This window comes from Streptomyces sp. ISL-96 (genome assembly GCF_018614035.1).
Classification (GTDB): domain Bacteria; phylum Actinomycetota; class Actinomycetes; order Streptomycetales; family Streptomycetaceae; genus Streptomyces.
The window spans coordinates 1-23,768 of record NZ_JAGGPA010000068.1 but is presented as its reverse complement, the minus strand read 5'-3'; the positions used below and the strand labels follow the sequence as shown (position 1 = coordinate 23,768).

The window sequence follows — 23,768 nt, the reverse complement described above, 5'->3', positions numbered from 1 at the left end:
TAGACCCGTACTTCGCAGGTCACCCGATCGTGAAGATCAACTGGTCACGACCGATCGCCGCTCAGTCCGGTCCGCAACGGCGATCGCAATGCCGGTCCGATCCGGTCGGGTTCGGACGCCGAAGAGCCGCTGCGGCGAACCTTTTCAGCGACCCGCGAAGTCCGGGCCTAGAGCTCATGCGCCCCACCCACACACCCTCGGGCGGCAGCGATACAGCGGCCAATCGCCGGGCCTTCCCCGTGGGCTCCCCCGGGGGCCTCCGCCGCCACACTTACGAGTGGCGGCCCCCGTCGCAGACGCGACCAACGGCCCGGGGCGCCCGGAGCCCCCCTCACTCGCCCCCGAAAGCGTGTGACTCAGCGTCGCAGCGATGCCTCGTCGCCCATCACCACCACCGGGTTCTTTGACGGGTCGATGGTGCGTAGGAGGTGCTTCATCACGGGCCGCTTGAAGGAGACGCAGCCCTGCGTCGGGCCCTCATGGTCCACATGCAGCCAGATTCCGCCGCCCCGGCCGGGTCCCAACGGGCGTGTCCAGTCCAGAGGGGTGGTGCCGGGCTTGCGGTTGTAGTTGATGGCGATGACGTAATCGAACGAGCCCGCCAGCGGTTCGCCCCGGGAGCCGTTGCCGGTGACGGTGAACGCGGGGCCCGTGTCGTACGTCAGTTTCGTGCCGGGGTCGGGGAGCAGGCCGCCCGCGTCCGTGAGAGTGAAGACGCCGATCGGGGAGCGCAGATCCCCCTGGACGTGTTTGTCCGTCCAGCCGCGCACGGCGTTGTGGGTCGGCCAGCGCTCGCCCGGCCGCCACGCGGCGCCGGGGCGTTCGCGCTCGTAGAGGACCGCCGTGCCCCGGTTCTTGTCTCGGCCCTCACCTGTGACGACGAGCGCCTGCCGGGTGTCCTCCGGGACCAGGCCCAGGGTTTTGGGGCCCAGGCCCGGAAGGGCCTGGGCCGCAGGGCTGAGGAGTCGGCCGGGCAACCTCCGCCGTTCCGGCGCGGCCTTGCCCGCCTTGCCGGCCTTGCCCCCCGACACCTCGTGCGCGGGGGCGCCGCGTTCGGCGACCTCGCGCGAAGCGCGGTCGGTAGCGGTCCCGCAGCCCGTCGCCAGCAGCGCGGCGGCCGTCAGCAGCACGGTCAGCGGCGCCTTGGTTCGGTTCCGGCGCTTCATTTCCTGCCCTTCGTCTTCTTGCTGCCGAACGTGACCGAGTCCCGCCCGGGTAGCGGACCCAGCCGTCCTCCGCGAGACGCGAGATGTGCGTCGCCGGCAGCAGCCAGGCGACCCGCAGCAGCCGGAGCCCGCGCACGGCGACGAACTCCTCGAAGTCCCTGTCGCCGCCGCCCCTGTTCGTCGGTCCTTCACTACCGTTCAACGCGCTGGGGGACCGATCGGGTTGCCTACGGCGCGCCGGCAACCCGAAAGCGATACGTAGCGATACGAGGAAGGGGCTCGGAACCGATCGGTTCCGAGCCCCTTCCTCGTATCGCTACGTATCGCTTCGACAGCTACCGCACTACTTGTCCGAAACCGGCTTCCGCAGCTGAATGTTCAGCTCCCGCAGGCGCGCCTCGTCCAGGGTCGTCGGTGCGCCCATCATCAGGTCCTGCGCGTTGCCGTTGAGCGGGAAGGCGATCGTCTCGCGGATGTTCGGCTCGTCGGCCAGCAGCATCACGATGCGGTCGATGCCCGGGGCGATGCCACCGTGCGGCGGGGCGCCGAACTCGAAGGCGCGGAGCATGCCGGCGAACTCGCGCTCGACGGTCTCCTTGTCGTAACCCGCGATCTCGAACGCCTTGAACATGATCTCGGGCTCGTGGTTCCGGATCGCGCCGGAGGACAGCTCCACGCCGTTGCAGACGATGTCGTACTGCCAGCCCAGGATGTCCAGCGGGTCCTGGGTCTCCAGGGCCTCAAGGCCGCCCTGCGGCATCGAGAAGGGGTTGTGCGAGAAGTCGATCTTCCCCGTCAGCTCGTCCTTCTCGTACATCGGGAAGTCGACGATCCAGCAGAACCGGAAGACGCCCTCCTCGAAGTGACCGGCGCGCTTGGCCGCCTCGACGCGGACCGCCGACATGATCTTCGAGACCTCGTCGAACTCACCCGCGCCGAAGAAGACCGCGTGGCCGGGGGCCAGGGAGAGGCGCTCGGTGAGGACCTTGACGTTCTCCTCGGTGAGGAACTTGGCGATCGGGCCGGTGAGTGAACCGTCCTCGGCCACGCGCACCCAGGCCAGGCCCTTCGCGCCGTGCTCCACGGCGTAGTCGCCGAGGCCGTCGAAGAACTTCCGCGACTGGCCCGCCGTGTCCGGCACCGGCAGCGCGCGGACGTGCTTGCCGGCGAAGGCCTTGAACTCCGAGCCCGCGAAGACGTCGGAGATGTCGACGAGCTCCAGCTTGGCGCGCAGGTCGGGCTTGTCGTTGCCGTACTTCAGCATCGCCTCGCGGAAGGGGATGCGGGGGAAGGGTGACGTGACGTGGCGGCCGTTGCCGAACTCCTCGAAGAGCTCGGTCATCAGCTTCTCGATCGGCTGGAAGACGTCCTCCTGCTCGACGAAGCTCATCTCCACGTCGAGCTGGTAGAACTCGCCCGGCGAGCGGTCCGCGCGGGCGTCCTCGTCGCGGAAGCACGGCGCGATCTGGAAGTAGCGGTCGAAGCCCGAGATCATCAGCAGCTGCTTGAACTGCTGCGGGGCCTGGGGGAGCGCGTAGAACTTGCCGGGGTTCAGGCGGGAGGGGACCACGAAGTCGCGGGCGCCCTCGGGGGACGTCGCCGTCAGGATCGGCGTCGCCATCTCGTTGAAGCCGAGCGCCGTCATCTTGTGACGGATGGCCGAGATGACGGCCGTACGCAGCATGATGTTGCGGTGCATGCGCTCGCGCCGCAGGTCGAGGAAGCGGTACTCCAGGCGTCGCTCCTCGCCCACCCCGTCGTCCGTGTTGATCTGGAACGGCAGCTGCTGCGACGCGCCCAGCAGCTCGACCTCGGAGACCTCGACCTCGATCTCGCCGGTCGGCAGGTCCGGGTTGACGTTGTCGGCGCCGCGCGAGACGACCCGGCCGTCGACGCGGACGACCGACTCCTTGTTGAGCTTGTCGAGGGCGTCGTACGCGGGGGTGCCGGGGCGGGCGACGAGCTGCGTGATGCCGTAGTGATCGCGCAGATCGATGAAGAGGATGCCGCCCAGGTCTCGACGATTGTGCAGCCAGCCGCTCAGCCGGACGTCGGTGTCGACGTCAGAGGCGCGGAGCTCGCCGCAGGTGTGGGACCTGTACCGATGCATCGTCGTTCATCCAGCCTTCGGGATTCGGGGTTGTCGGAGCACTCAAGGTTACCGCCCGGCGCATCCCGTTTAATTTGCCGTTTCTCTTTGCCGTACGGGAGAGGTCGTAGGGGCACTCGCACAGCCGGTCCGGCCGCGACCTGTAAAGATGAAGCAATGCGTACCGAGGACATCCTGGCCGCCATCGCAACCGGCATGTGGCGCTGGGACAACGCATCCGGGGTCGTCACGCTCGACGCGGAGGCCGCCCGGCTCCTCGGGCTGCCCGCCGAGCCCGTGGCGCTGCCCGAGGCCGCCGTACGCTCGCGTTTCCATCCGGTCGACTGGAACGAGATCAACGGCGTCGTGAACCTCGCGGTCGCCGAAGGCACCCTCGCCGAGGCCCGGCTCCGGGTCATGGATACGGAAGGACGGCTGCTCAGGACCGTACGCAGCCGCTCCAAGCCGGTCATCGACGGCAACGACTATCAGCTCTTCGGCACCCTCCAGGAGGTCGCCGAGCCCCGGCCGGGCGCCGCCGCGCACACCCCCGTCACCGGTGACTGGCGCCGCTCCCGCGAGGCGTTCCTGCTGGACGCGGGACGAGCGCTCGCGGAGGCGCGGTCCACGGCGGAGGTACTGCGGGTCGCGGCTTCCCTGTCGATGCCCGGTTTCTCGCCGGACAGTCTCGCCGTCTTCGGTTCGTCCGGCGGGCGGATCACGGTCCTGGGCCACCACGGGTACGGCCCCGACGACGAGCTCCCGTTCGCCGACATGCTGCTGGATACGGACCATCCCGCCCCGGAGGTCGTACGGACCGGGCGGGCCATCTATCTGACCTCCCCCGAGGAGTACAGCCGCCGCTACCCCGCCGGCCGCCCCCTCGCCCGCAACGCCGAGCGCCGCTCCTGGGCCTTCGTACCGCTGACGGTGGCCGGGCGCACCATGGGCGCCTGGATGGCGGGCTTCGCGCACCCCGTGGCGTTCACCCCCGACGAGCGCTCCGTGCTGGCGACGGTCGCCAGGATGCTCGCGCAGGCGCTGGAGCGGGCCTCGGTGGCCGAGAACGAGCGGGCGCTTTCGCTGGGTCTCCAGCGGTCGATGATGCCGACGCTGGGGCCGGAGATCCCCGGCATGACGGTGGCCGCGCGATACGTGCCGACCGGCGGCGGACTCCAGGTCGGCGGCGACTGGTACGACATGATCCCGCTGCCCAGCGGACGAATAGCCCTGGTCATCGGGGACGTACAGGGGCATGACGTACGGGCCGCCAGCCTGATGGGCCAGCTGCGGATCGCCCTTCGCGCGTACGCCTCCGAGGGCCACCGGCCGGACGCGGTCCTCTCCCGCGCCTCCCGCTTCCTGCACGGGCTGCATGATTTTCCAGGGGCGGACACCTACGACCCCGGCGACTACTCCAGCCCGCGCTTCGCGACCTGCCTCTACATCGAGGCCGACCCCGCCACCGGGCTCCTCGACATCGCCCGCGCGGGTCACCCCGAACCGGCGGTGCGCCTCGGCGACGGGACGGTGCTCGTCCGGCCGACGGCGGGCGGCCTGCCGCTGGGCATCGTGCCGGACACGGACTATCCGACGACGCGGCTCGTCCTCGAACCGGGCGAGACGATCATGATCTGTACGGACGGCCTCATCGAGACCGGCGGCCACGACCTGGACACCGGCTGGGCCAGGCTCCGCAGGATCATGGAGGAGCACACCGGCGACAGCCTGGAGAAGCTCGCCGACGCCCTCGTGTCGGGCGTGCACGGCCCCTCCTCGCACCACACCACGGGCCCGCTCGTGGACCGCCGCGAGGACGACATCGCCGTGCTGCTGCTGTGCCGCGAGGGCGACGGGTGCGGCTGCGGCCCCGGCTCGACGGTGACGGTGGCCCCGGTGCGGCGTACGGCGATGTCCGTGGCCCAGGCCGAGCCGGAACGTATCGCCACCGCCCGGCAGCAGCTGCGGGACCTGCTGCACGACTGGGCGGACGGGGAACAGCTCGACGCGGCCGTGCTGATGGTCTCGGAGATGGTCACCAACGTGCTCGTACACACGGACGGCGACGCGCTGCTGGTGGCGGAGGCGACGGGTGATCCGGGCGTACGGCGGCTGAGGGTCGAGGTGACGGACTCCAGCGACGAGCTGCCGCACAAGCGGCGCCCGGGGGAGATGGCGTCCAGCGGGCGCGGGCTCATCCTGATGGAGATGCTCGCGGACGCGTGGGGTGTGGACCCGAGGGGCGAGGGCAAGTCGATCTGGTTCGAGCTCTACGAGGACGGCGACCTCGGTGAGGACGGCCACCTCGGTGAGGACGGCGACGGCGAGCGGGCCCTGTAGGCCTGCTCCTGGCACTGTGGCACTGCCTGGAGGCGGCCGCATGCTCAGGGCTTTCCGGCCGCCGCTGTTCGACAACCCGGCCACCGTCGGCCGCCACGACGACCGGACACGGACCGGCTTCCACCCTCAGGCCTGCTCGTAATGCCTGCGCATCTCTCCGATCACGCCGAAGACCGCCGCCGTCAGCGGCACGGCGAGCAGCATCCCGAGGATGCCCGCGACGGACGCGCCGGCGGTGATCGCGAGCATCACCACGGCCGGGTGCATCTGCACGGTCCGGCTCTGGATCATGGGCTGGAGGACGTGCCCCTCAATCATCTGTACGGCGAGTACGACCCCGAACGCCCACAGCGCGATCACGAACCCCCGGTCGGCGAGCGCGACGAGCACCGCGACGGCGCCGGAGATGAAGGCGCCGAGGTAGGGGATGTACGCGCCGACGAACACGAGCGCGCCCAGGCCGACCGCGCCGGGCACTCGCAGGACCAGCAGCCCGACGGTGATGAGGATGGCGTCGATCAGCGCGATGAACGTCGTACCGCGCATGAAGCCCTCGACGGCTTCGAAGGCGCGGCGGCCCATCGCTTCGACGGTGTCGCCGGTCGAGCCGGGCGCGAGCGACTTCAGGGTGTCGGCGGCCTTGTCGGAGTCCCGGAGGAAGAAGAAGATCAGCAGCAGGGCCAGGACGGCCATCGCGATCACCTCGCCGACGACGCTGAGGCCGGTGATCAGCCCGGTGGCCGCGGTGCCGCCGAACTTGCCGAGGAGCTCCCTGGCGTTCTGGGCCATGTCCTCCAGGGAGGTACCGGCGGCGCCGAGGTGCTTGGCCAGGTCCCTGGCGGCCTGCCGGAGCGATGCGAGGATCTGGTCGCCGGTCTCGACGAGCGCACTGGCGACGATGTACGCCGCGCCGCCCACGACGGCGACGACCGCGACGCAGGTCAGCATGGCGGCGAGCGACCGGTTCAGGCGCATCTTGATGAGCCGCCGGTGCAGGGGCCCGAGCAGCGCGGTCCCGAGGATGGCGAGCAGGACCGGGGTGACCGCGGTCTTGAAGGTGACACACAGCCAGATCCCCACCGCCGTGACGCCGGTGACGAGCAGGGCGACGACACACCAGGCGGCGACCCGTCGTGCGGGCTCGGGAAGGAGCGGCTGGGTCGGGTGCACGGCCCCAGCGGATCACGGACGGCGCGGGGCGGCCCGCCGGACGGGGCCGCCCGGGTGACGACTCGTCACCCGGGCGTTCGGTACGGGACTTCTACTTCGTCACTCGTCCGTCACTCGCCCATGCCGTGGACGGCCGGGATGGTGCCGAGACGGCCGCGCTGGAAGTCCTCGAAGGCGATCTTCAGCTCTTCCTGGGTGTTCATCACGAACGGCCCGTAGTGAGCCATCGGCTCCCGGATCGGCTGCCCGCCGAGGAGGACGACTTCCAGGTCCGGGGTGTTGGAGTCCTGGTGTTCGTCCGCCCGTACGGTCAGCGAGCCTCCGTCGCCGAAGACCGCGGTCTGGCCCTTGTGGACGGGACGGCGGTCCGTACCGACGGCGCCGCGCCCGGCCAGGACGTACGCCAGGCCGTTGAAGTCCGCACGCCAGGGCAGCGTGATCTCGGCTCCCGGCCGCAGGGTCGCGTGGATCATCGTGATGGGGGTGTGGGTGATGCCGGGGCCCTCGTGGCCGTCCAGCTCGCCCGCGATGACGCGGAGCAGCGCGCCGCCGTCGGGGGATGTCAGCAGCTGCACCTGGCCGCCGCGGATGTCCTGGTAGCGGGGCGCCATCATCTTGTCGGAGGCCGGCAGGTTGACCCACAGCTGAAGGCCGTGGAACAGGCCGCCGGACACGACCAGCGCCTCCGGCGGCGCCTCGATGTGGAGGATGCCGGCCCCGGCGGTCATCCACTGGGTGTCGCCGTTCCGGATGCTGCCGCCGCCGCCGTTGCTGTCCTGGTGGACGAAGGTGCCGTCGATCAGGTACGTGACCGTCTCGAAGCCGCGGTGGGGGTGCCAGGGGGTGCCCTTCGGCTCTCCCGGCGCATACTCCACCTCGCCCATCTGGTCCATCATGATGAACGGGTCGAGGTACTTGTAGTTGATGCCGGCGAAGGCACGGCGGACCGGGAAGCCCTCGCCCTCGAAGCCGCCCGGAGCGGTCGTGACGGCCAGCACGGGACGCGCTACGGCGTCACTCGGCGCGGCGACCTTCGGCAGGGTCAGCGGGTTCTCAACGGTTACTGCGGGCATGGCGGGCCTCCTTGTACGTCCACTTTAGTTGAACGTAGAACTTCCTGCCAGTGGGAACGAGAAGCGCCCGGGAGGAATTCCCCCGGGCGCCCGTGTCCTCGGCCGACAGTCCTCAGCCGATCCCTCTAGCCATACATACGCCGCATCGCGAAGTCGACCATCTGCTCCACCGCCTTCGCGTCGAAGACCATCCGGTGCTCACCCTCCATGTCGAGGACGAAGCCGTACCCGGTCGGCAGCAGATCGATCACCTCCGCCCCGGTGATCACGAAGTACTTGGACTCCTTGCCCGCGTACTTACGCAGCTCCTTGAGCGAGGTGAACATCGGGATCACCGGCTGCTGGGTGTTGTGCAGCGCGAGGAAGCCGGGGTTGTCGCCGCGCGGGCAGTAGACCTTCGACGTGGCGAAGATCTGCTGGAAGTCCTCGACGGAGAGCGTCCCGGTGGTGAAGGCGCGCACCCCGTCGGCGAGCGAAGGCGGCGACGGCTCCGGGTAGAGCGGCTGCTCCCCGTAGCCGCCCTGGGGCGGAGGCTGCGGCGGCGCGTACTGCTGCTGCTGTCCACCCTGGTTCTGGTCGTAGCCGTACATGCACGCAAGCGTACTCAGTCACACATCACCGGAAGGGGTTGCGCCTTATTACCGACGGGTAGCATCATCGTAGCTACTGAGTAGTAGTAGATGTACGAGGAACCTGCCTCCCGATCCTTAACGGAGCCGTTGCCATGGGTCACTACAAGTCGAACCTCCGCGACATCGAGTTCAACCTCTTCGAGGTACTCGGCCGCGACAAGCTGTACGGCACCGGCCCGTTCGCGGAGATGGACGTCGAGACCGCCAAGAGCATCCTGGACGAGATCGCCCGCCTCGCGGAGAACGACCTCGCCGCCTCGTTCGAGGACGCCGACCGCAACCCGCCGGTCTTCGACCCGGCCACCAACACCGCTCCCGTACCGGCGTCCTTCAAGAAGAGCTACCAGGCCTTCATGGACAGCGAGTACTGGCGCCTCGGCCTCCCCGAGGAGATCGGCGGCACCACCTCCCCGCGCTCGCTGATCTGGGCGTACGCGGAGCTGCTGCTCGGCGCCAACCCGGCGGTGTGGATGTACTCGTCGGGCCCGGCGTTCGCCGGCGTGCTCTTCGAGGAGGGCAACGAGGCGCAGAAGAAGATCGCGAAGATCGCCGTCGACAAGCAGTGGGGCTCGACGATGGTCCTCACCGAGCCGGACGCCGGTTCGGACGTCGGCGCGGGCCGCACGAAGGCTATCCAGCAGGCCGACGGCTCCTGGCACATCGAGGGCGTGAAGCGCTTCATCACGTCCGGCGAGCACGACATGTCGGAGAACATCCTTCACTACGTGCTGGCGCGCCCTGAGGGCGCCGGTCCCGGCACCAAGGGCCTGTCCCTCTTCCTCGTCCCGAAGTACGAGTTCGACTGGGAGACCGGCGAGCTGGGCGCCCGCAACGGCGCGTACGCCACGAACGTCGAGCACAAGATGGGCCTCAAGGCCTCCAACACGTGCGAGATGACCTTCGGCGACCAGCACCCCGCCAAGGGCTGGCTGATCGGCGACAAGCACGACGGCATCCGCCAGATGTTCATGATCATCGAGTTCGCCCGGATGATGGTCGGCACGAAGGCCATCGCGACGCTCTCGACGGGCTACCTCAACGCCCTTGAGTACGCCAAGGAGCGCGTCCAGGGCCCCGACCTCGCCAACTTCATGGACAAGACCGCGCCCAAGGTCACCATCACGCACCACCCCGACGTCCGCCGCGCGCTCATGACGCAGAAGGCGTACGCCGAGGGCATGCGCGCCCTGGTCCTGCACACCGCGTCCGTCCAGGACGAGATCGCGGCCAAGGAGGCCGCGGGCGAGGACACCAAGGCGCTCGTCGCCATGAACGACCTCCTCCTGCCGATCGTCAAGGGCTACGGCTCCGAGAAGTCGTACGAGCAGCTGGCGCAGTCGCTCCAGACGTTCGGCGGCTCCGGGTACCTCCAGGAGTACCCGATCGAGCAGTACATCCGTGACGCGAAGATCGACACCCTGTACGAGGGCACGACCGCGATCCAGGGCCAGGACTTCTTCTTCCGCAAGATCGTCCGCAACCAGGGCGCGGCGCTGAACTCGCTGGCCGAGGACATCAAGAAGTTCATCGCGGTCGGCACCGGCGGCGACGAGTTCGCCGCGGCCCGCGAGACGCTCGCCAAGGCGGCCGTGGACCTGGAGGCGATCGTCGGCGCGATGCTCACCGACCTCGCCGCCACCGAGCAGGACGTCAAGTCGATCTACAAGGTCGGCCTGAACACCACGCGCCTGCTGATGGCCTCCGGTGACGTCGTCGTCGGCTACCTGCTGCTCAAGGGCGCGGCGGTGGCGGCGGAGAAGCTGCCGAACGCCTCCGCGAAGGACGTCCCCTTCTACACGGGCAAGATGGCGGCGGCGAAGTTCTTCGCCGCGAACGTCCTGCCGGGCGTCGGTGTCGAGCGCGCCCTGGCCGAGTCCGTCGACCAGTCCCTGATGGAGCTGGACGAAGCGGCCTTCTAGTCCACTGCGAAACCCTCTGGCGACGGGCCGGGCACTTTGTGCCCGGCCCGTTGTCAGTGCCCGTTGTCAGTGGCCCGTGCGACTCTTGTCGACATGAGTTCCATGGAACCCCGCAGGGGTGGCTATTCCGTCCCGGCCGGCCGGCCGTACGCGCTCAGTGAGCTGCGCGGAAAGCTCGGCTCGGTGGGCGACCAGATCAGCGACCTGTACGACGGCTCCCACCCCCTCGAATACGAACCCATCGCCGACACCCTGTACGTCGCCTTCAAGACGGCCGCCGAGCTCGCCCCCGTCAAGAGCTACACCGGCTGCGACCTGCACCCCAACGGCGCCATCGACCCCGAGGCCCCCAACGGCTGGGGCCGCTGCCTGCTCTGCAACGACCGCCGCCGCCGCGGCGAGCGCAGCGTTCCCGCACCGGCCGAGCAGCGCCGCCTCGGCTACCCCGTGCCGGATCCGCCGTACACGCTGGACGCACTCAAGGGGTACGTCCAGCGAGTCAACGACCGCGCCTTCGCCGTCACCGTCTCCTCCCCCGGCGAGGAGTTCGTGGACCTCGCGGACACCCTGCACCGCGCCTTCATCGTCGCCCGCGAGCTCTCCCGGCCGCGCAACGCGTCGGGCTGCTCCGAGCACCCCGGCTCACCCATCGACCCGACCGCGCCGCCCGGCGAGGGCTGCCTGTTCTGCGTGGGACGCCGCCGTCAGCGGCAGCGTCCGCCCGGCGCCCCGCAGATGCTGCCGCAGGTGCGCCGCGGCGAGCGCCGGACGATACAGCGGCGCTTCGAGCGCCCGCCCGGCCTCTGACGAACCGGCTCCGAGACAGGCTGTACGGCCCGTAGTTAACCCTGGTTATGGTGAACCCCATGAGCGCACCCGCCCGCTTCGACCGCGGCCACACCGACGACCTGATGTCCTTCCTGGCGGCCTGCCCGACGCCGTACCACGCGGTGGCCAACGCCGCCGGGCGACTGGACAAGGCCGGGTTCCGGCAGGTCACGGAGACCGAGGCCTGGGACGCGACGTCCGGCGGTAAGTACGTGCTGCGCGGCGGGGCGATCATCGCCTGGTACGTACCGGAGGGCGCGGAGGCGAGCACGCCGTTCCGGATCATCGGCGGCCACACCGACTCCCCGCACCTGCACGTGAAGCCGCTGCCCGACATGGGCGCGGCGGGCTGGCGGCAGATCGCCGTCGAGATCTACGGCGGGACGCTCCTCAACACCTGGCTCGACCGCGACCTGGGCATCGCGGGCCGCCTGACACTGCGCGACGGCTCGCACCGCCTGGTCAACATCGACCGGGCGCTGCTGCGTGTACCGCAGCTGGCCGTGCACCTGGACCGGTCGGTGAACGCCGAGGGCCTCAAGCTCGACAAGCAGCGGCACATGCAGCCGATCTGGGGCCTCGGTGACGTGCACGAGGGCGACCTGATCCGTTTCCTGGAGGAAGAGGAAGGCCTCACCGAGGGCGAGGTCGCCGGCTGGGACCTGATGGCTCACAGCATCGACCCACCGGCCTACCTCGGCCGCGACCGCGAGCTGGTCGCCGGTCCCCGCATGGACAACCTGATCTCCGTACACGCGGGAGTCGCCGCGCTGACGGCCGTCAGCACCGCAAACGCCCCGCTCCCGTACATCCCCGTCCTAGCCGGCTTCGACCACGAGGAGAACGGTTCGCAGTCAGACACCGGCGCCGACGGCCCTCTCCTCGGCAACGTACTGGAGCGCTCGGTCTTCGCACGCGGCGGCAGTTACGACGACAAGGCGCGCGCCTTCGCCGGCACGGTCTGCCTGTCGTCCGACACCGGCCACGCGGTGCACCCCAACTACTCCGAACGCCACGACCCGACGCACCACCCGCGCGCCAACGGCGGACCGATCCTCAAGGTCAACGTCAACATGCGGTACGCGACGGACGGCAGCGGCCAGGCCGTGTTCGCGGCGGCGTGCGAGAAGGCGGGCGTGCCGTGGCAGGTCTTCGTGTCGAACAACTCGATGCCGTGCGGCACGACGATCGGCCCGATCACCTCCGCCCGGCACGGCATCCAGACCGTCGACATCGGCGTAGCGATCCTCTCCATGCACAGTGCGCGTGAACTGTGCGGAGCGGACGATCCGTACCTCCTCGGGAACGCGATGACGGCCTTCCTCGAAGGCTGAACCCGACTCAGAGGCTTGTCTGTTGAAGGGCCGGGTACGCGAAGTACGTACACCGGTCCGGACCAGCCGGGCCGACAGGGAGGCGGAAGTCATGGGACTGGGAGGATTCATACTCCTCATCGCGGGCGGGGCGATACTCACCTTCGCCACCGACTGGGAGATGGAAAGCGTCAACCTCGACCTCGTCGGGGTCATCATGATGCTCGTCGGCATCATCGGGGTGGCGGTCTACGCCAGCGTCGCCAGGCGCCGCCGCATGGTCGTGCCCCCGACCACCACCGTGGTCTCCGACGACGACCGGCACCACCACACCCCCTGACCGACCGCCCCTGGACGGGCTGGATTTTTGCGGCTCCGCCGCGTGGTGGGGGCAAGCCCCCGGACGCCCTACGGGCGTGTCCTCAAACGCCGGACGGGCTGGATTTCGCGGGGGCGCGCCCGGCACTGGCATCGCACGCACGGTGCCAGGAGGGGACGTGCCGGGGCGCTCCCCGCAGGGCGTTGAACGCAACGAGCCCGAATACAAGAACGAGTACCCGAACGTTCGACGCCCGAGGAGACGCCCCGGCACGGCACCGACCCCGGAGCCCCCGCAAGAGACGGTCACCGAGCGCCCCGCCCGGCGCAGCCAGGGCTGAGCACCGCACCGGCGCGCTCAGGAATCCATGCCCGCCAACACCAGCGGCAGCCGGGGCGCTCCCCCCGCCGTCACGCGGACGGGCACACCCCAGTCCTGCTGGTGGACATGGCACGCCGGGTACTCGTTCTCCGGGTCGTCGTCGCACGACGCGGCCATCGCCGAGACATGCAGCACCCCTTCGACAACCTCCGGATTCAGCTCCAGCTCACGGCTGAGATCCGTCCCGGACCCCTCACCCCCGCTCAGCAGCTCCGGCGGCGTAGACGACACCAGCAGCCGCGTAGAAGGCCCGTACCGCGTGTCCAGCTTCTGACCGCTCGGCGCCTGGAAGACGACGTCCAACCGAAGCCTGCCCGGCGCCACTTCGGTCGCCGCCCGCTGCGTACGGTGTGCGACGGCCTCCACCCGTACCGCCTCGTCGGGCAGCCGCAGCCGCGTCAGCCGGTGGCGGGCGGACTCGACGACGACGATGTCGTCACCGACGAGCACCGCGTCACTCGGCTCCCTCAAGTCGGTGGCGACAGTGGTCACTTCACCACTGGCCGGGTCGTAGCGCCGCAGCGCGTGGTTGTACGTGTCGCTGATCGCGACCGACCCGTCGGGCAGCGCGGTCACCCCGAGCGGATGCTGGAGCAGCGCCTGCCCCGCCGCGCCGTCGCGGTGCCCGAAGTCGAAGAGCCCGGTCCCGACGGCGGTGTGCACGACGAGGTCGGCATCGACGTACCGCAGCGCGCTCGTCTCCGAGTCCGCGACCCACAGCCGGTCGCCGGCCGCCGAGACCGCGAGCCCGGACGGCTGGGCGAACCACGCCTCGGCCGCCGGCCCGTCGACGAGCCCCTCGTTGGTCGTCCCGGCGGCGACCCGCACGGTCCCTGCCTCGGGGTCGTACGTCCACAGCTGGTGTACGCCGGCCATGGCGATCCACACCTTGCCCTGCCACCACGCGACGTCCCACGGCGAGGACAGATCGACCTCGCGGGCGGGCCCGGCGGTCGGGGACCCCTGCCACCACTGCTTTCCGGTACCGGCGACGGTCTCGACGGCGCCGGTCGCCGGGTCGTACGTACGCAGCTGATGGTTGACCGTGTCGGCCACGACGACCCGCCCGTCCGGCAGCAGCGCCAGCCCCTGCGGCTCCTTGAACTCGCCGTCCCCGCCGCCGCCGATGCGCCGTACAACCGTTTCGCCATCCCCCTCCAGCTCGACAAGCTGATGCCGGGTGGTGTCCGAGACCAGGAAGTTCCCCGTGCCGGGCAGCAGCAGCGCCTTGCCCGGGAAGCGCAGGTCGGTCGCGACGGGCTCCGGCGCGACGTACGGCCCGTCCCCGCGCCGCAGCGTCCCCTTCGCCGCGTGAGCGGCTTCCAGCTCCTCGACGAGCTTCGCGATGGCGTGCGCGTGCCCCTCGCCGGCGTGCTGCGCGACGACGTACCCCTCGGGGTCGATGACGACGAGCGTCGGCCAGGCCCGTACGGCGTACTGCTTCCACGTGGCGAGCTCAGGGTCGTCGAGGACGGGGTGATGCACGCCGTACCGCTCGACGGCGTCGACGACGGCCTGGTGCTCGGCCTCGTGCACGAACTTCGGCGAGTGGACCCCGATGATCACCACCGTGTCGCGGTGCTTCTCCTCCAGCTCCCGCAGCTCATCCAGGACATGCAAGCAGTTCACGCAGCAAAAGGTCCAGAAATCGAGGATGACAATGCGTCCTCGCAGGTCAGCGAGGCTGAGCTCTTCGCCTCCGGTGTTGAGCCACCCGCCCTTGCCGATCAGCTCGGGGGCACGGACACGGGCACGGCGGGGCGCGGGGGTGGGCGCCGGGGCGGCATCGTTCATGGTTCAAGCTTGCCATCCGGCCATGAGCGACCGGTCACGGCCGCAGGACAACGCCCGCTCACGGGGCACGCTCGACCACGGCGACTTCCGAAAACTCCCGGAGGAAGGTCATGTGACCGGTCCGGCCGGTGTGCTGGATGCACATGTCGGTGCACACGTCCGCGTTCCCGGTCGGTGGGGCGGTCCAGTGGCAGTCAGGGTTCAGGCAGCGCGCCGTTGCCGTTGTCTCCGCCGAGGGGTGGCGGTGCATGACATAGCTCACGTACCGGAGTACGGCTTTCACGCTCATGCCGACTCCTCGAGGGTGCGGATGGTTCCGGAGTTCTACGTTGCAGTCGCTGACCCTGGAGCCGTCGTACCCGAGGCGGGCCTCCCGCCGCTGCACGGCCAGGGCGGCGCAGACTCCACAGTCGGCCACCGGTGCGGGCTCCGGATCTGTTCGCAACGGCAGCACTACCGGCGGTTGCGCATACGTGATCGGCTTCACGGCCCCGCTCCTCATGTTGTCCGTCTCACGACCACGCTAGGAGCATCCTGGATCCGGCCTCAACGAACTTGCGCGGACTTGCGAGCGCTCACCGGAGGGAGTCGATCGCCGATGTGATCAGCACACGGGCCGGAGCACCGTAAACGGCCAGATCTGCCAGTTCAGCGAAGGTGCGGGCGTACATGCCGATCTCGTGGGGCTGGGTGATCGTGAGGAACGCGGACACCAGCTCGACGTTGACTTGCGCCTCATCGAAGATCCAGAAATCCTCTACCGGCCACAGCACCGTGCGGTCGGCGGTCAGCGGGATCACACCCAGGCTGACGTTCGGCAGAGTCGCGACGGACAGGAGGTGGCCAAGCTGTCCGGCCATAGTGTCGGCGCCACCGATCCGGTGGCGTAGGACGCTCTCCTCCAGCAGAACGGCGAAGCGGTGAGGGCCGGAATACAAAATCCGTTGCTTGTCCACACGGACTTGAACGGCTGCCTCCAGGTCATCGGGCAACGCCCGGCGGTCGCGAATCGCCGTCAGCAACGCCTCGATGTAGGCGCGCGTCTGGAAGGGGCCGGGGATCAGCCAGGACGAGTAAGCGCGGAAGTTCCGAGTCCGTTCCCATAGCGGGAGGACCGACTCCTGAGCCCTCCGCAGGCCGGACCGCTCCATACGCCGCCATTCGACGTAGGCGCCGTTGATGTTGCGTGCTGTGGCGATCAGGTCGGCAAGTTGCTCCTCAGCGTCGCAGTGCAGCGCCCAGACACGGAGATCGTCGTCGGAGGCAGCCGTACGCCCGTTCTCGATGCGGCTGCACTTGCTTTCATGCCAGCCGCCCCGGCAGGCAAGCGCCCGCGCGGTGAGACCCGAGTCCATACGGATCTCGCGCAGGCGCTTACCCAGAGCCTCCCTGGCTTGCTGGACGCTGGAAGATGATGATGACGTCACGTTCGGCTGCTCTGGATCAGACGGGCTGGTAGTCCTCGTGCGGCGTAGCCTTTCCCCACACAGCCGTGAACGCGGACGCGCACAGCTCCACTACGGCGGGGTCGGTGACCAGCTCCTCACCGGTCATCTCTCCATTGCCGTCAAAGTGGTTGAAGAGCACCGACGAGCCGTCGAAGAGCCACAGGTCATTGCCGGGGAGAGCCAGGCCGGAAGCGTCCCGCCGGGGCAGCCAGCGCACGGACTCCCCGGCCTTGATGTTGTGGCCACCGGTCAGCTCGTACTCGTAGCGCACGTACGGGGAGATCGGCTCGGAGACGATGCGCGCCCGGCGAACGTCAACACCCTTGGCTACGGATGCGGAGACCAGCTCAATCCACCACGGCCAGCGATCTGCCGGGTCGAAGCGGTTGCCCGCAGTCCACTCGGCGTAGTCCTGATCCAGCGCGTAGGCGTCCCTCATCTCCAGGTGGTACGCGCTGTGCTTCGCGGCGCGGAACAGATCCTCAAACGTCGGCACCGTCGCCACCGCTCACCTCCGGGAAGAACTGCATCATGCGCTGCGGGAACTCGATGACCGTCTCGTGAGCGGGGATGTCCATCTGTGCCAGACGTTCCGCGTCCGTCACACGCCACCCTTGCAGGATGTAGTTCCCGGTCTCGTCGTCCAAGTAGACGGTCGGTGAGCCGTTGTTGGGGCTCTCCGGGTCCTTGCCAAGCCGGTGCAACGTCATGGTGCCCTCCGGTCGCTCGGGCGGCGATCAACATGAACAGCTTGCGCCGAATCAAGCCGAGCGTGCCAGCGACTTGCACGAACTTCTACGCCTCCCGGGCTGCACCTTGGTCCTGTGAATCCCGAGGAAACGAGGAAGCCCCAGGATCCCCGCCCTAAGAGGGTGACGAACACAGGGCGCAGGGGGTGTTCAGCGGACTTATAGGGCCAGGCCAGCAAGAGTATTCCGGGTCGCCGTTTTGTAAGTTACTGACGAATGATCGCCGTTAACTCCGGCACAACGGTGCGAGCGACAACCGGTCGCGTCCGTCCACCCGTCAGAGCGTCGGTGGGGAGTGCGTCGCGCGCGCGGAACTTGCGGCGCGTATGAGGGCGGCGAAGGCGGTGGGGGTGGTGGTGAGGATGGCGGCCGGGGCGTCGCTCTCGCGGAGGAGGACGGCATCGTCAGTGGCGGCGAGCTCCACACAGTTCCCGCCGTCTCCCGCTCCTGAGAACGAGGACTTCTGCCATTCGAGGGGCTGCGTCATGAGCGGGACTCTCAAATCTGCCGTACCAGTTGGTGGATGAGGTCCCTTGACTCTACGACTCCCAGCGCCGCGTCCTCCAGCTTCGCAAGGAAGCCCCGATAGCGGTGCAACTGCGCCTCGGCATCCATGAACCCCGAACCGTGCACGGTCTCCACCAGGACAGTGTCGAGCTGAGGAACCGCCCCTCCCGCGTACAGCATCGGGTACCCGATACCGGCGAAGCCGTCCAGTTCGAACGGGATGACATATACAGCCACTTGAGGGCGTTCCGACTGGTCCAGGATGTGGAGAAGTTGCCTTCGGGCAGCTTTTCGGTCGGCGACCCTGATGCGTAGCGCTGCCTCGTGGATCACTGCCGTGTAGGGCAGCGCATCATCGCGGGCGAGCACCTCCTGCCGCCGCAGCCGGTACGTAACTCGCGTATCGATGTCCTCAGCCCTGAGCTCGGGCACCGGGAAGGCGCAGATCGCTCGCGCGTGCTCCTCGGTCTGAAGGAGACCGGGAATGTGCACACTCTCGAAGGTCTTCAAATATGCGGCGTGCTGCTCCAGTTCGGCGATGTCCAGGAACCCTGCAGGCAAGAGCTCCCGGTACTCCTCCCACCAGCCACGCACTCGCTCACTCGCCATGGCTGTCAGCGCGTCGACGAGCGCCGCGTCATCGCACGCGTACTGGCTGGCCAGATGGCGGACGCGTTCAGCGCTCACGCCAACCCGACCCGCCTCCGTCATGGAGATCTTGCTCTCGGCGATGCCCGTTGTCCGCGACGCCTCTCTGGCCGTCAGGCCCGCGCGCTCCCGGAGCTTACGCAGCTCAGCGCCAAGGCGTTCCTGGCGTGCGGTGATGATGCTTCTCGCCGGCATGTGCCCCTTCTCTCCTGGGCGTTGACAGGGCAAGTATCCCAGTCCGGCTTGACCGGGGTGATACATCACCCCTACCGTAAGTGACGCGTCGCACACGCTGCGATTACCGGGACACCGGAAGTGCACCGCCCCGCCATGCCATCGCGGGTGCGGCCAGGCCACCGCCCGCCGACCGCCGCGCCGTACTGCACCTTCGTACCGCTCACTCGGAGTCCCGTATGCAGAACGACGAAGAAGCACCCTGGGAATACACGCTCTACATCCCCCACGACCCGCGCGCCGTCTCCATCTGCCGCCGCACGCTGCGCCTCGTCCTCACCACACACCACCTTGCCCATCTCATCGACCTGGCAGAGTTGCTCGCGTCCGAGCTGATCAGCAACGCCATCGCACACACCGATGGCCCCGCCGCTCTCCGCCTCCTCCACACCAAGGGCGTCCTGCGTCTTGGGGCCTGGGACACCGATCCCAGACCGCCCTCTCCGGGCACTGCGAGCGAACAGGACGAAAACGGACGCGGGCTCCACCTCGTACGGAGCTGTGCGGACGACTGGGGGTGGTTTCCGCTTACCGCTGCCGCATTCGGGTCGGCCGGGAAGTACGTGTGGTGCGAGGTCACCGCTACGGGGTAGCCCTCATCGCATGAAATACCTCGTACGGGACAAAATCTTCGCCATCGGTGACGACTACTGGATCGACGATGAGCACGGGCGCCACGCCTTCCTCGTCGACGGCAAGGCGCTGAGGCTGCGCGACACCCTGGAGATCAAGGATCCCGCCGGGCGAGTGCTGATCACGCTGCGCGAGAAGATGTTCAGCATCCGGGACGCGATGACCATTGAGCGGGACGATCAGACGCTCGCGACCGTACGCAAGAAGCGGCTGTCACTGCTGCGCAACCACTACCGGGTCTCTCTGGCGGACGGTACGGACCTGGACGTCAGCGGCCGCGTGCTGGACCGCGAGTTCACGGTCGAGCGTGACGGCGAGCGGGTGGCCCACATCTCGCGGAAGTGGTTCCGGCTGCGGGACACGTACGCCGTCGATGTCGCAACGGACGACCCCGACGCGGCACTGCTCATCGCGGTGGCGGTGTGCGTGATCCGGATGGCGGAGCGAGAGCGGGGGGACGACTGAGTCACGAGGTACACAGATCGCCGGCCGGGCTGTACGCGAGCGAGGCGCGGCGCCGATGATGTGCGGGTGACTAACCGCATCAGCACGCTGATCTCAGCATTCGGCGTCTTGGCCGCCTTGATGTTCCTGATCTTCGCGATCCGCGAATACCGGGCGGGCTCCTCCGTCCTGGTGTTCGGCCTGGGGATTTTCGTCTTCGCCGGTGCCGTTTACGCGCTTATACGTGACATCCGCACCCAGGCGAAGGGCAGCGATCCAGAGAGGACGGCCGGCCACCGCTAGCGCAGCCGGCGGTCCTTCAGGGCCGGGAACTGTTCCCGCGTCGACGCCACCTTCGCCGGATCAAGGTCCACCACCAGCACCTCCTCCGCCGTGCCCGCCTCCGCCAGCACCTCGCCCCACGGGTCCACCACGATGCTGTGCCCCGCCTGTTCCACCCCCGCGTGCGTGCCCGCCGTGCCGCAGGCAAGGACGTACGCCTGGTTCTCGACCGCGCGGGCGCGGGCCAGCAGTGTCCAGTGCTCGCGGCGCCTGGCGGGCCAGCCGGCCGGGACGACGAAGGCCTGCGCGCCGGCGTCCACGAGGGCGCGGAAGAGTTCGGGGAAGCGCAGGTCGTAACAAGTACCGAGGCCGAAGGTGAGGCCCGCGGCCGACACCGTCACCACTTCCTCGCCCGCACCCATCATCACGGCCTCGCCCTTGTCGAAGCCGAAGCGGTGGATCTTGCGGTAGGTACGGACCAGCTCCCCGGCGGGGGAGAAGACCAGCGAGGTGTTGTAGAGGGGGCCCTCCGGGTCGCGCTCGACGATCGAACCGGCGTGCAGCCACACCCCGGCGTCGGCCGCCGCCTTCGACATCACGTCGTACGTCGGACCCTCCAGGGGCTCCGCTTCCTCCACGAAGGACTCGTAGGCGAAGGCCCCTGTGGGCCACAGCTCGGGAAGGACCACAAGATCGGCGCCGTGCCGCTCACGCTGCTCACGCACGAGTGAAGCGACGCGCCCGCGACGGGAATTGACCGATTCGTCCGGGTCTACTGCGATCTGGATGAGGGAGGCGCGCACACTACCACCGTCCTGGCATTCGAGCCGTCAACACGGGCCTACGATCGTCACACCAAAGCACTGCCAGGGTGCCACGGGGCAGCGTAACTTAGCGTGCGAGCCTCCCACGCAGTCCGGCACGTACGTCAGCGTCCAGCCCAGCCCGCCAGCAAGAGAACCGCACGAGGGGTCCCGTGACCGTCCATCCCAGCCTCCAGACATACGCCGAAGCCTGGACCCACTCCATCGAAGCGATATCCGAGCTGGTGACACCGCTCGTCGAAGGGGAGTGGAACCGGCGCACGCCGTGCCCCGGCTGGTCGGTTCGCGACATCGTCTCGCACCTCATCGGCATGGAGTGCGAGATGCTCGGCGACCCCCGGCCGATCCACTCGCTGCCGCGCGATCTGTACCACGTGACCTCGGAGTTCGCCCGGTACATGGAGATGCAGGTCGACGTACGCCGCCACCACACGGCGCCGGAGATGACCTCGGAGCTCGAGTACACGATCATCCGCCGCGCGCGTCAGCTCCGCAACGAGACCCGCTCCCCCGACACCATGGTCCGCGCCCCGCTCGGCGCCGAGCAGACCCTCGAACTCGCTCTGCGGATGCGGGCGTTCGACACCTGGGTGCACGAGCAGGACCTGCGTACGACCTTCAGCCAACCCGGCAACCTCGACTCGCCCGGCGCGCTCGTCGCCCGCGACGTCCTCGTCCAGGGCCTGCCGAAGGTCGTCGCGAAGCACGCGGGCGCGCCCGCCAACTGCGCGGTCGTCTTCGACGTACACGGCCCGGTCGAATTCATGCGCACGGTCCGCGTGGACGCGGACGGCCGCGGCACGGTCGACGGCACACCCTCCCTCGGCCCGGTCGCGACGATCGCCCTGGACTGGGAGACGTACGTACGCCTGGCCTGCGGCCGGGTCCGCTACGACGCGGTCGCCGACCACGTCAAGGTCGAGGGCGACCAGGCGCTGGCGGACGCGATCCTGCGCAACTTCGCGGTCACGCCGTAGCCGAGCGGCTCTCAGGCCGCCGGGACGTGCACCGCCTCGACGCGGCTGGCGACCAGGTGGTCCCGCTCCCGGCGGGCGGTCCGCTTGCGCAGGCGCAGGATCTGTACGACGCCGAACGCCTCCAGCACGAAGACCGACGCGAACGCGATCCGGTAGTTGTCGCCGGTCGCGTCGAGCAGCACGCCCACCGCGAGCAGCGTCGTCATCGAGGCGACGAAGCCGCCCATGTTGACGATGCCGGAGGCAGTGCCCTGCCGCTCCGGCGGGTTGGCGGGCCGCGCGAAGTCGAAGCCGATCATCGAGGCCGGTCCGCACCCGCCGAGCACCGCGCACAACATCACCAGCAGCCACATCGGGGCGTGGTCACCCGGGTAGGCGATGGCCGCCGCCCAGAGCAGGGCGGTGGCCCCCACCGTGCCGAGGGCGAGCGGCGCGCGGGCCGCGCCGTGGCGGGCGATGAGCTGCCCGTACACCAGGCCCAACGCCATGTTCGACAGCACGACGAGCGTCAGCAGCTCACCCGCCGCCCCCCGCGACAATCCCTGCGCCTCCACCAGGAACGGCATCCCCCACAGCAGCAGGAACACCATCGCCGGGAACTGCGTCGTGAAGTGCACCCACATCCCCAGCCGGGTCCCGGGCTCGCGCCACGCGGCGGCGATCTGCTTGCGGACGTACGCCGCACCCGCGTGCTGGGCGGGCGCCGGCTCGTACCCCTCGGGGTGGTCCTTCAGGAACAGCAGCAGCAGTACGAGCACGAGCACCCCGGCGAGCGAGCTGCCCGCGAAGGTGGCGGTCCAGCCCATGCCCTGCAGCATGCGGGCGATGACGAGGGTCGAGACGAGGTTGCCCGCCATCCCGCACAGCCCGGCGAGCTGCGCGATCAGCGGCCCGCGACGCACGGGGAACCAGCGCGCGCCGAGCCGCAGCACGGCGATGAACGTCATCGCGTCGCCGCACCCGAGCAGGGCGCGGGCCGCGAGAGCCATCCCGTACGAGGGGGAGAGGGCGAAGCCGAGCTGCCCGAGGGTGAAGAGGACAACCCCCAGCGTCAGGACTCTCTTCGTCCCGAGCCGGTCGACGAGCAGCCCCACGGGTATCTGCATCCCCGCGTACACCAGCAACTGCAGTATCGAGAACGTCGACAGCGCGGACGCGTTGACGTCGAACCGGTCGGCGGCGTCGAGCCCCGCGACGCCCAGGCTCGTACGGAAGATGACGGCGACGAAGTAGACGCCGACGCCGATGCCCCAGACGGCGGCGGCGCGCCGGCCGCCGGGCGGATCGCCGGGCAGGGAGGCGACCGGAGGTATCGGGCTCCTCACCGGTCCTCACCCCGGACCAGCACCTTCACCCGGCTGACGTGGCGGCGTACACACTGGGCGGCGGCTTCGACATCCCCCGCCCTGATGGCTTCGAGCATTTCGGCGTGCTCGGTGATGTTCTTGGCGATGCGGTCGGGGTGCGCCTCCATGATGGTGACGCCCATGCGCAGTTGGCGGTCGCGGAGCTGGTCGTACAGCCGGCAGAGGATCTGATTGCCGGCGTTACGGACGATCTCGGCGTGGAAGGACCGGTCGCTGACGGCGACTTCGGCGAGGTCTCCTTCGAGGGCGCGCTGCTTCTGCTCCTCCAGCAGCTCTTCGAGCCGCGCGACGAGAGCGGCGGACGCGGGTACGGCTCGCCGCACCGCGAACTCCTCGACCAGCAGCCGGGTTTCGACGACGTCGGCGATCTCCTGGGCGGAGACGGCGAGGACGAGGGCGCCCTTCTTCGGATACAGCTTGATGAGCCCTTCGACCTCGAGCCGCAGCAGCGCTTCCCGTACAGGCGTCCTGGACACGCCGACGGCGTCGGCGAGGTCGCCCTCGGTGAGGAGGGTGCCGCCTTCGTAATGGCGGTCGAGTACGCCCTTCTTGATGTGGGCGTAGACGCGCTCGGCGGCGGCGGGCTGCTTGGGAAGCGGGGGCGCGGTGGGCATTGGTAGTTGAAGGCGCG

Annotated in this window: 24 protein-coding genes; 9 read left to right on the top strand and 15 right to left on the bottom strand. The window is 69.1% G+C overall.

The window, feature by feature from the left end:
• Positions 1–356 precede the first annotated feature (356 nt).
• On the bottom strand, positions 357–1,166 hold the full coding sequence (locus J7E96_RS32335) for a hypothetical protein (RefSeq protein ID WP_251070760.1): 810 nt from the start codon (positions 1,164–1,166) through the stop codon (positions 357–359).
• Positions 1,167–1,509: 343 nt separating this feature from the next.
• Positions 1,510–3,276: an aspartate--tRNA ligase gene (gene aspS, locus J7E96_RS32330; protein WP_215136689.1), complete on the bottom strand. Its 1,767-nt coding sequence runs from the start codon at positions 3,274–3,276 to the stop codon at positions 1,510–1,512.
• Positions 3,277–3,432: 156 nt separating this feature from the next.
• Here aspS and J7E96_RS32325 point away from each other — a divergent pair, with 156 nt between their 5' ends.
• The gene (locus tag J7E96_RS32325) at positions 3,433–5,595 is read left to right on the top strand and encodes a SpoIIE family protein phosphatase (RefSeq protein WP_215136687.1); all 2,163 of its coding nucleotides are present in this window, start codon (positions 3,433–3,435) and stop codon (positions 5,593–5,595) included.
• Positions 5,596–5,721: 126 nt separating this feature from the next.
• Here the strand turns inward: J7E96_RS32325 and J7E96_RS32315 are convergent, their stop codons facing one another.
• The 3 genes from J7E96_RS32315 to J7E96_RS32305 form a co-directional block, all read right to left on the bottom strand.
• Complete coding sequence (locus J7E96_RS32315; RefSeq protein WP_215136685.1) at positions 5,722–6,765, bottom strand: AI-2E family transporter; 1,044 nt, start codon at positions 6,763–6,765, stop codon at positions 5,722–5,724.
• Positions 6,766–6,875: 110 nt separating this feature from the next.
• Positions 6,876–7,838 carry a pirin family protein gene (locus J7E96_RS32310; RefSeq protein WP_215136683.1) on the bottom strand — a complete coding sequence of 321 codons (963 nt, stop codon included), beginning with the start codon at positions 7,836–7,838 and terminating at the stop codon, positions 6,876–6,878.
• Between the two features lie 125 nt (positions 7,839–7,963).
• Positions 7,964–8,428 carry an SseB family protein gene (locus tag J7E96_RS32305; protein WP_215136681.1) on the bottom strand — a complete coding sequence of 155 codons (465 nt, stop codon included), beginning with the start codon at positions 8,426–8,428 and terminating at the stop codon, positions 7,964–7,966.
• A 134-nt stretch (positions 8,429–8,562) separates the two neighbouring features.
• Between J7E96_RS32305 and J7E96_RS32300 the strand changes: the two genes are divergently transcribed.
• The 4 genes from J7E96_RS32300 to J7E96_RS32285 all read left to right on the top strand — a co-directional run bounded on the left by J7E96_RS32300 (position 8,563) and on the right by J7E96_RS32285 (position 12,870).
• Positions 8,563–10,389: an acyl-CoA dehydrogenase gene (locus J7E96_RS32300; RefSeq protein WP_215136679.1), complete on the top strand. Its 1,827-nt coding sequence runs from the start codon at positions 8,563–8,565 to the stop codon at positions 10,387–10,389.
• Positions 10,390–10,482: 93 nt separating this feature from the next.
• Positions 10,483–11,196, top strand: a complete 714-nt coding sequence (locus tag J7E96_RS32295) for a hypothetical protein (RefSeq protein WP_215136677.1) — start codon at positions 10,483–10,485, stop codon at positions 11,194–11,196.
• 59 nt (positions 11,197–11,255) lie between these two features.
• Positions 11,256–12,551 (top strand): M18 family aminopeptidase, encoded by a 1,296-nt coding sequence (locus J7E96_RS32290; RefSeq protein WP_215136675.1) that lies wholly within the window; start codon positions 11,256–11,258, stop codon positions 12,549–12,551.
• A 91-nt stretch (positions 12,552–12,642) separates the two neighbouring features.
• Entirely contained in the window at positions 12,643–12,870 is a 228-nt protein-coding gene (locus J7E96_RS32285) for a DUF6458 family protein (protein ID WP_215136673.1), read from the top strand.
• A gap of 336 nt (positions 12,871–13,206) precedes the next feature.
• Here J7E96_RS32285 and J7E96_RS32280 read toward each other — a convergent pair whose 3' ends face one another.
• The 7 genes from J7E96_RS32280 to J7E96_RS32250 all read right to left on the bottom strand — a co-directional run bounded on the left by J7E96_RS32280 (position 13,207) and on the right by J7E96_RS32250 (position 18,571).
• A complete protein-coding gene (locus J7E96_RS32280; protein ID WP_215136671.1) occupies positions 13,207–15,024 on the bottom strand; it encodes an NHL domain-containing thioredoxin family protein in 1,818 nt (605 codons plus the stop codon).
• A gap of 58 nt (positions 15,025–15,082) precedes the next feature.
• Positions 15,083–15,313, bottom strand: a complete 231-nt coding sequence (locus tag J7E96_RS32275; RefSeq protein ID WP_215136669.1) for a hypothetical protein — start codon at positions 15,311–15,313, stop codon at positions 15,083–15,085.
• Positions 15,314–15,599: 286 nt separating this feature from the next.
• Positions 15,600–16,451, bottom strand: a complete 852-nt coding sequence (locus J7E96_RS32270) for a helix-turn-helix transcriptional regulator (RefSeq protein ID WP_215136667.1) — start codon at positions 16,449–16,451, stop codon at positions 15,600–15,602.
• Positions 16,452–16,467: 16 nt separating this feature from the next.
• On the bottom strand, positions 16,468–16,911 hold the full coding sequence (locus tag J7E96_RS32265; RefSeq protein WP_251070766.1) for a DUF6879 family protein: 444 nt from the start codon (positions 16,909–16,911) through the stop codon (positions 16,468–16,470).
• Between the two features lie 43 nt (positions 16,912–16,954).
• A complete protein-coding gene (locus J7E96_RS32260) occupies positions 16,955–17,182 on the bottom strand; it encodes a hypothetical protein (protein ID WP_215136663.1) in 228 nt (75 codons plus the stop codon).
• 316 nt (positions 17,183–17,498) lie between these two features.
• Positions 17,499–17,708 carry a DUF397 domain-containing protein gene (locus J7E96_RS32255; RefSeq protein WP_215136661.1) on the bottom strand — a complete coding sequence of 70 codons (210 nt, stop codon included), beginning with the start codon at positions 17,706–17,708 and terminating at the stop codon, positions 17,499–17,501.
• Between the two features lie 11 nt (positions 17,709–17,719).
• Positions 17,720–18,571, bottom strand: coding sequence for a helix-turn-helix transcriptional regulator (locus J7E96_RS32250; protein ID WP_215136659.1), 852 nt, complete (start codon positions 18,569–18,571; stop codon positions 17,720–17,722).
• Between the two features lie 218 nt (positions 18,572–18,789).
• On the opposite strand from J7E96_RS32250, the gene J7E96_RS32245 reads away from it, so the two are divergent.
• The 3 genes from J7E96_RS32245 to J7E96_RS32235 all read left to right on the top strand — a co-directional run bounded on the left by J7E96_RS32245 (position 18,790) and on the right by J7E96_RS32235 (position 19,990).
• A complete protein-coding gene (locus J7E96_RS32245; RefSeq protein ID WP_215136658.1) occupies positions 18,790–19,203 on the top strand; it encodes an ATP-binding protein in 414 nt (137 codons plus the stop codon).
• Positions 19,204–19,213: 10 nt separating this feature from the next.
• Positions 19,214–19,708 carry an LURP-one-related/scramblase family protein gene (locus tag J7E96_RS32240; protein ID WP_215136656.1) on the top strand — a complete coding sequence of 165 codons (495 nt, stop codon included), beginning with the start codon at positions 19,214–19,216 and terminating at the stop codon, positions 19,706–19,708.
• 66 nt (positions 19,709–19,774) lie between these two features.
• Complete coding sequence (locus J7E96_RS32235; protein WP_215136654.1) at positions 19,775–19,990, top strand: hypothetical protein; 216 nt, start codon at positions 19,775–19,777, stop codon at positions 19,988–19,990.
• On the opposite strand, the gene J7E96_RS32230 is transcribed toward J7E96_RS32235, so the two are convergent.
• Entirely contained in the window at positions 19,987–20,772 is a 786-nt protein-coding gene (locus tag J7E96_RS32230; protein ID WP_215136652.1) for a carbon-nitrogen family hydrolase, read from the bottom strand. The genes J7E96_RS32235 and J7E96_RS32230 overlap by 4 nt on opposite strands.
• Positions 20,773–20,945: 173 nt before the next feature.
• Between J7E96_RS32230 and J7E96_RS32225 the strand changes: the two genes are divergently transcribed.
• On the top strand, positions 20,946–21,770 hold the full coding sequence (locus tag J7E96_RS32225; protein WP_215136650.1) for a maleylpyruvate isomerase family mycothiol-dependent enzyme: 825 nt from the start codon (positions 20,946–20,948) through the stop codon (positions 21,768–21,770).
• Positions 21,771–21,781: 11 nt separating this feature from the next.
• On the opposite strand, the gene J7E96_RS32220 is transcribed toward J7E96_RS32225, so the two are convergent.
• Together J7E96_RS32220 and J7E96_RS32215 are read right to left on the bottom strand one after the other, a co-directional pair.
• Complete coding sequence (locus tag J7E96_RS32220) at positions 21,782–23,095, bottom strand: MFS transporter (RefSeq protein WP_308296239.1); 1,314 nt, start codon at positions 23,093–23,095, stop codon at positions 21,782–21,784.
• Positions 23,092–23,751: a GntR family transcriptional regulator gene (locus J7E96_RS32215; protein WP_215136728.1), complete on the bottom strand. Its 660-nt coding sequence runs from the start codon at positions 23,749–23,751 to the stop codon at positions 23,092–23,094. Before J7E96_RS32215 ends, J7E96_RS32220 begins: the two co-directional genes overlap by 4 nt.
• Between the last annotated feature and the right edge of the window lie 17 nt (positions 23,752–23,768).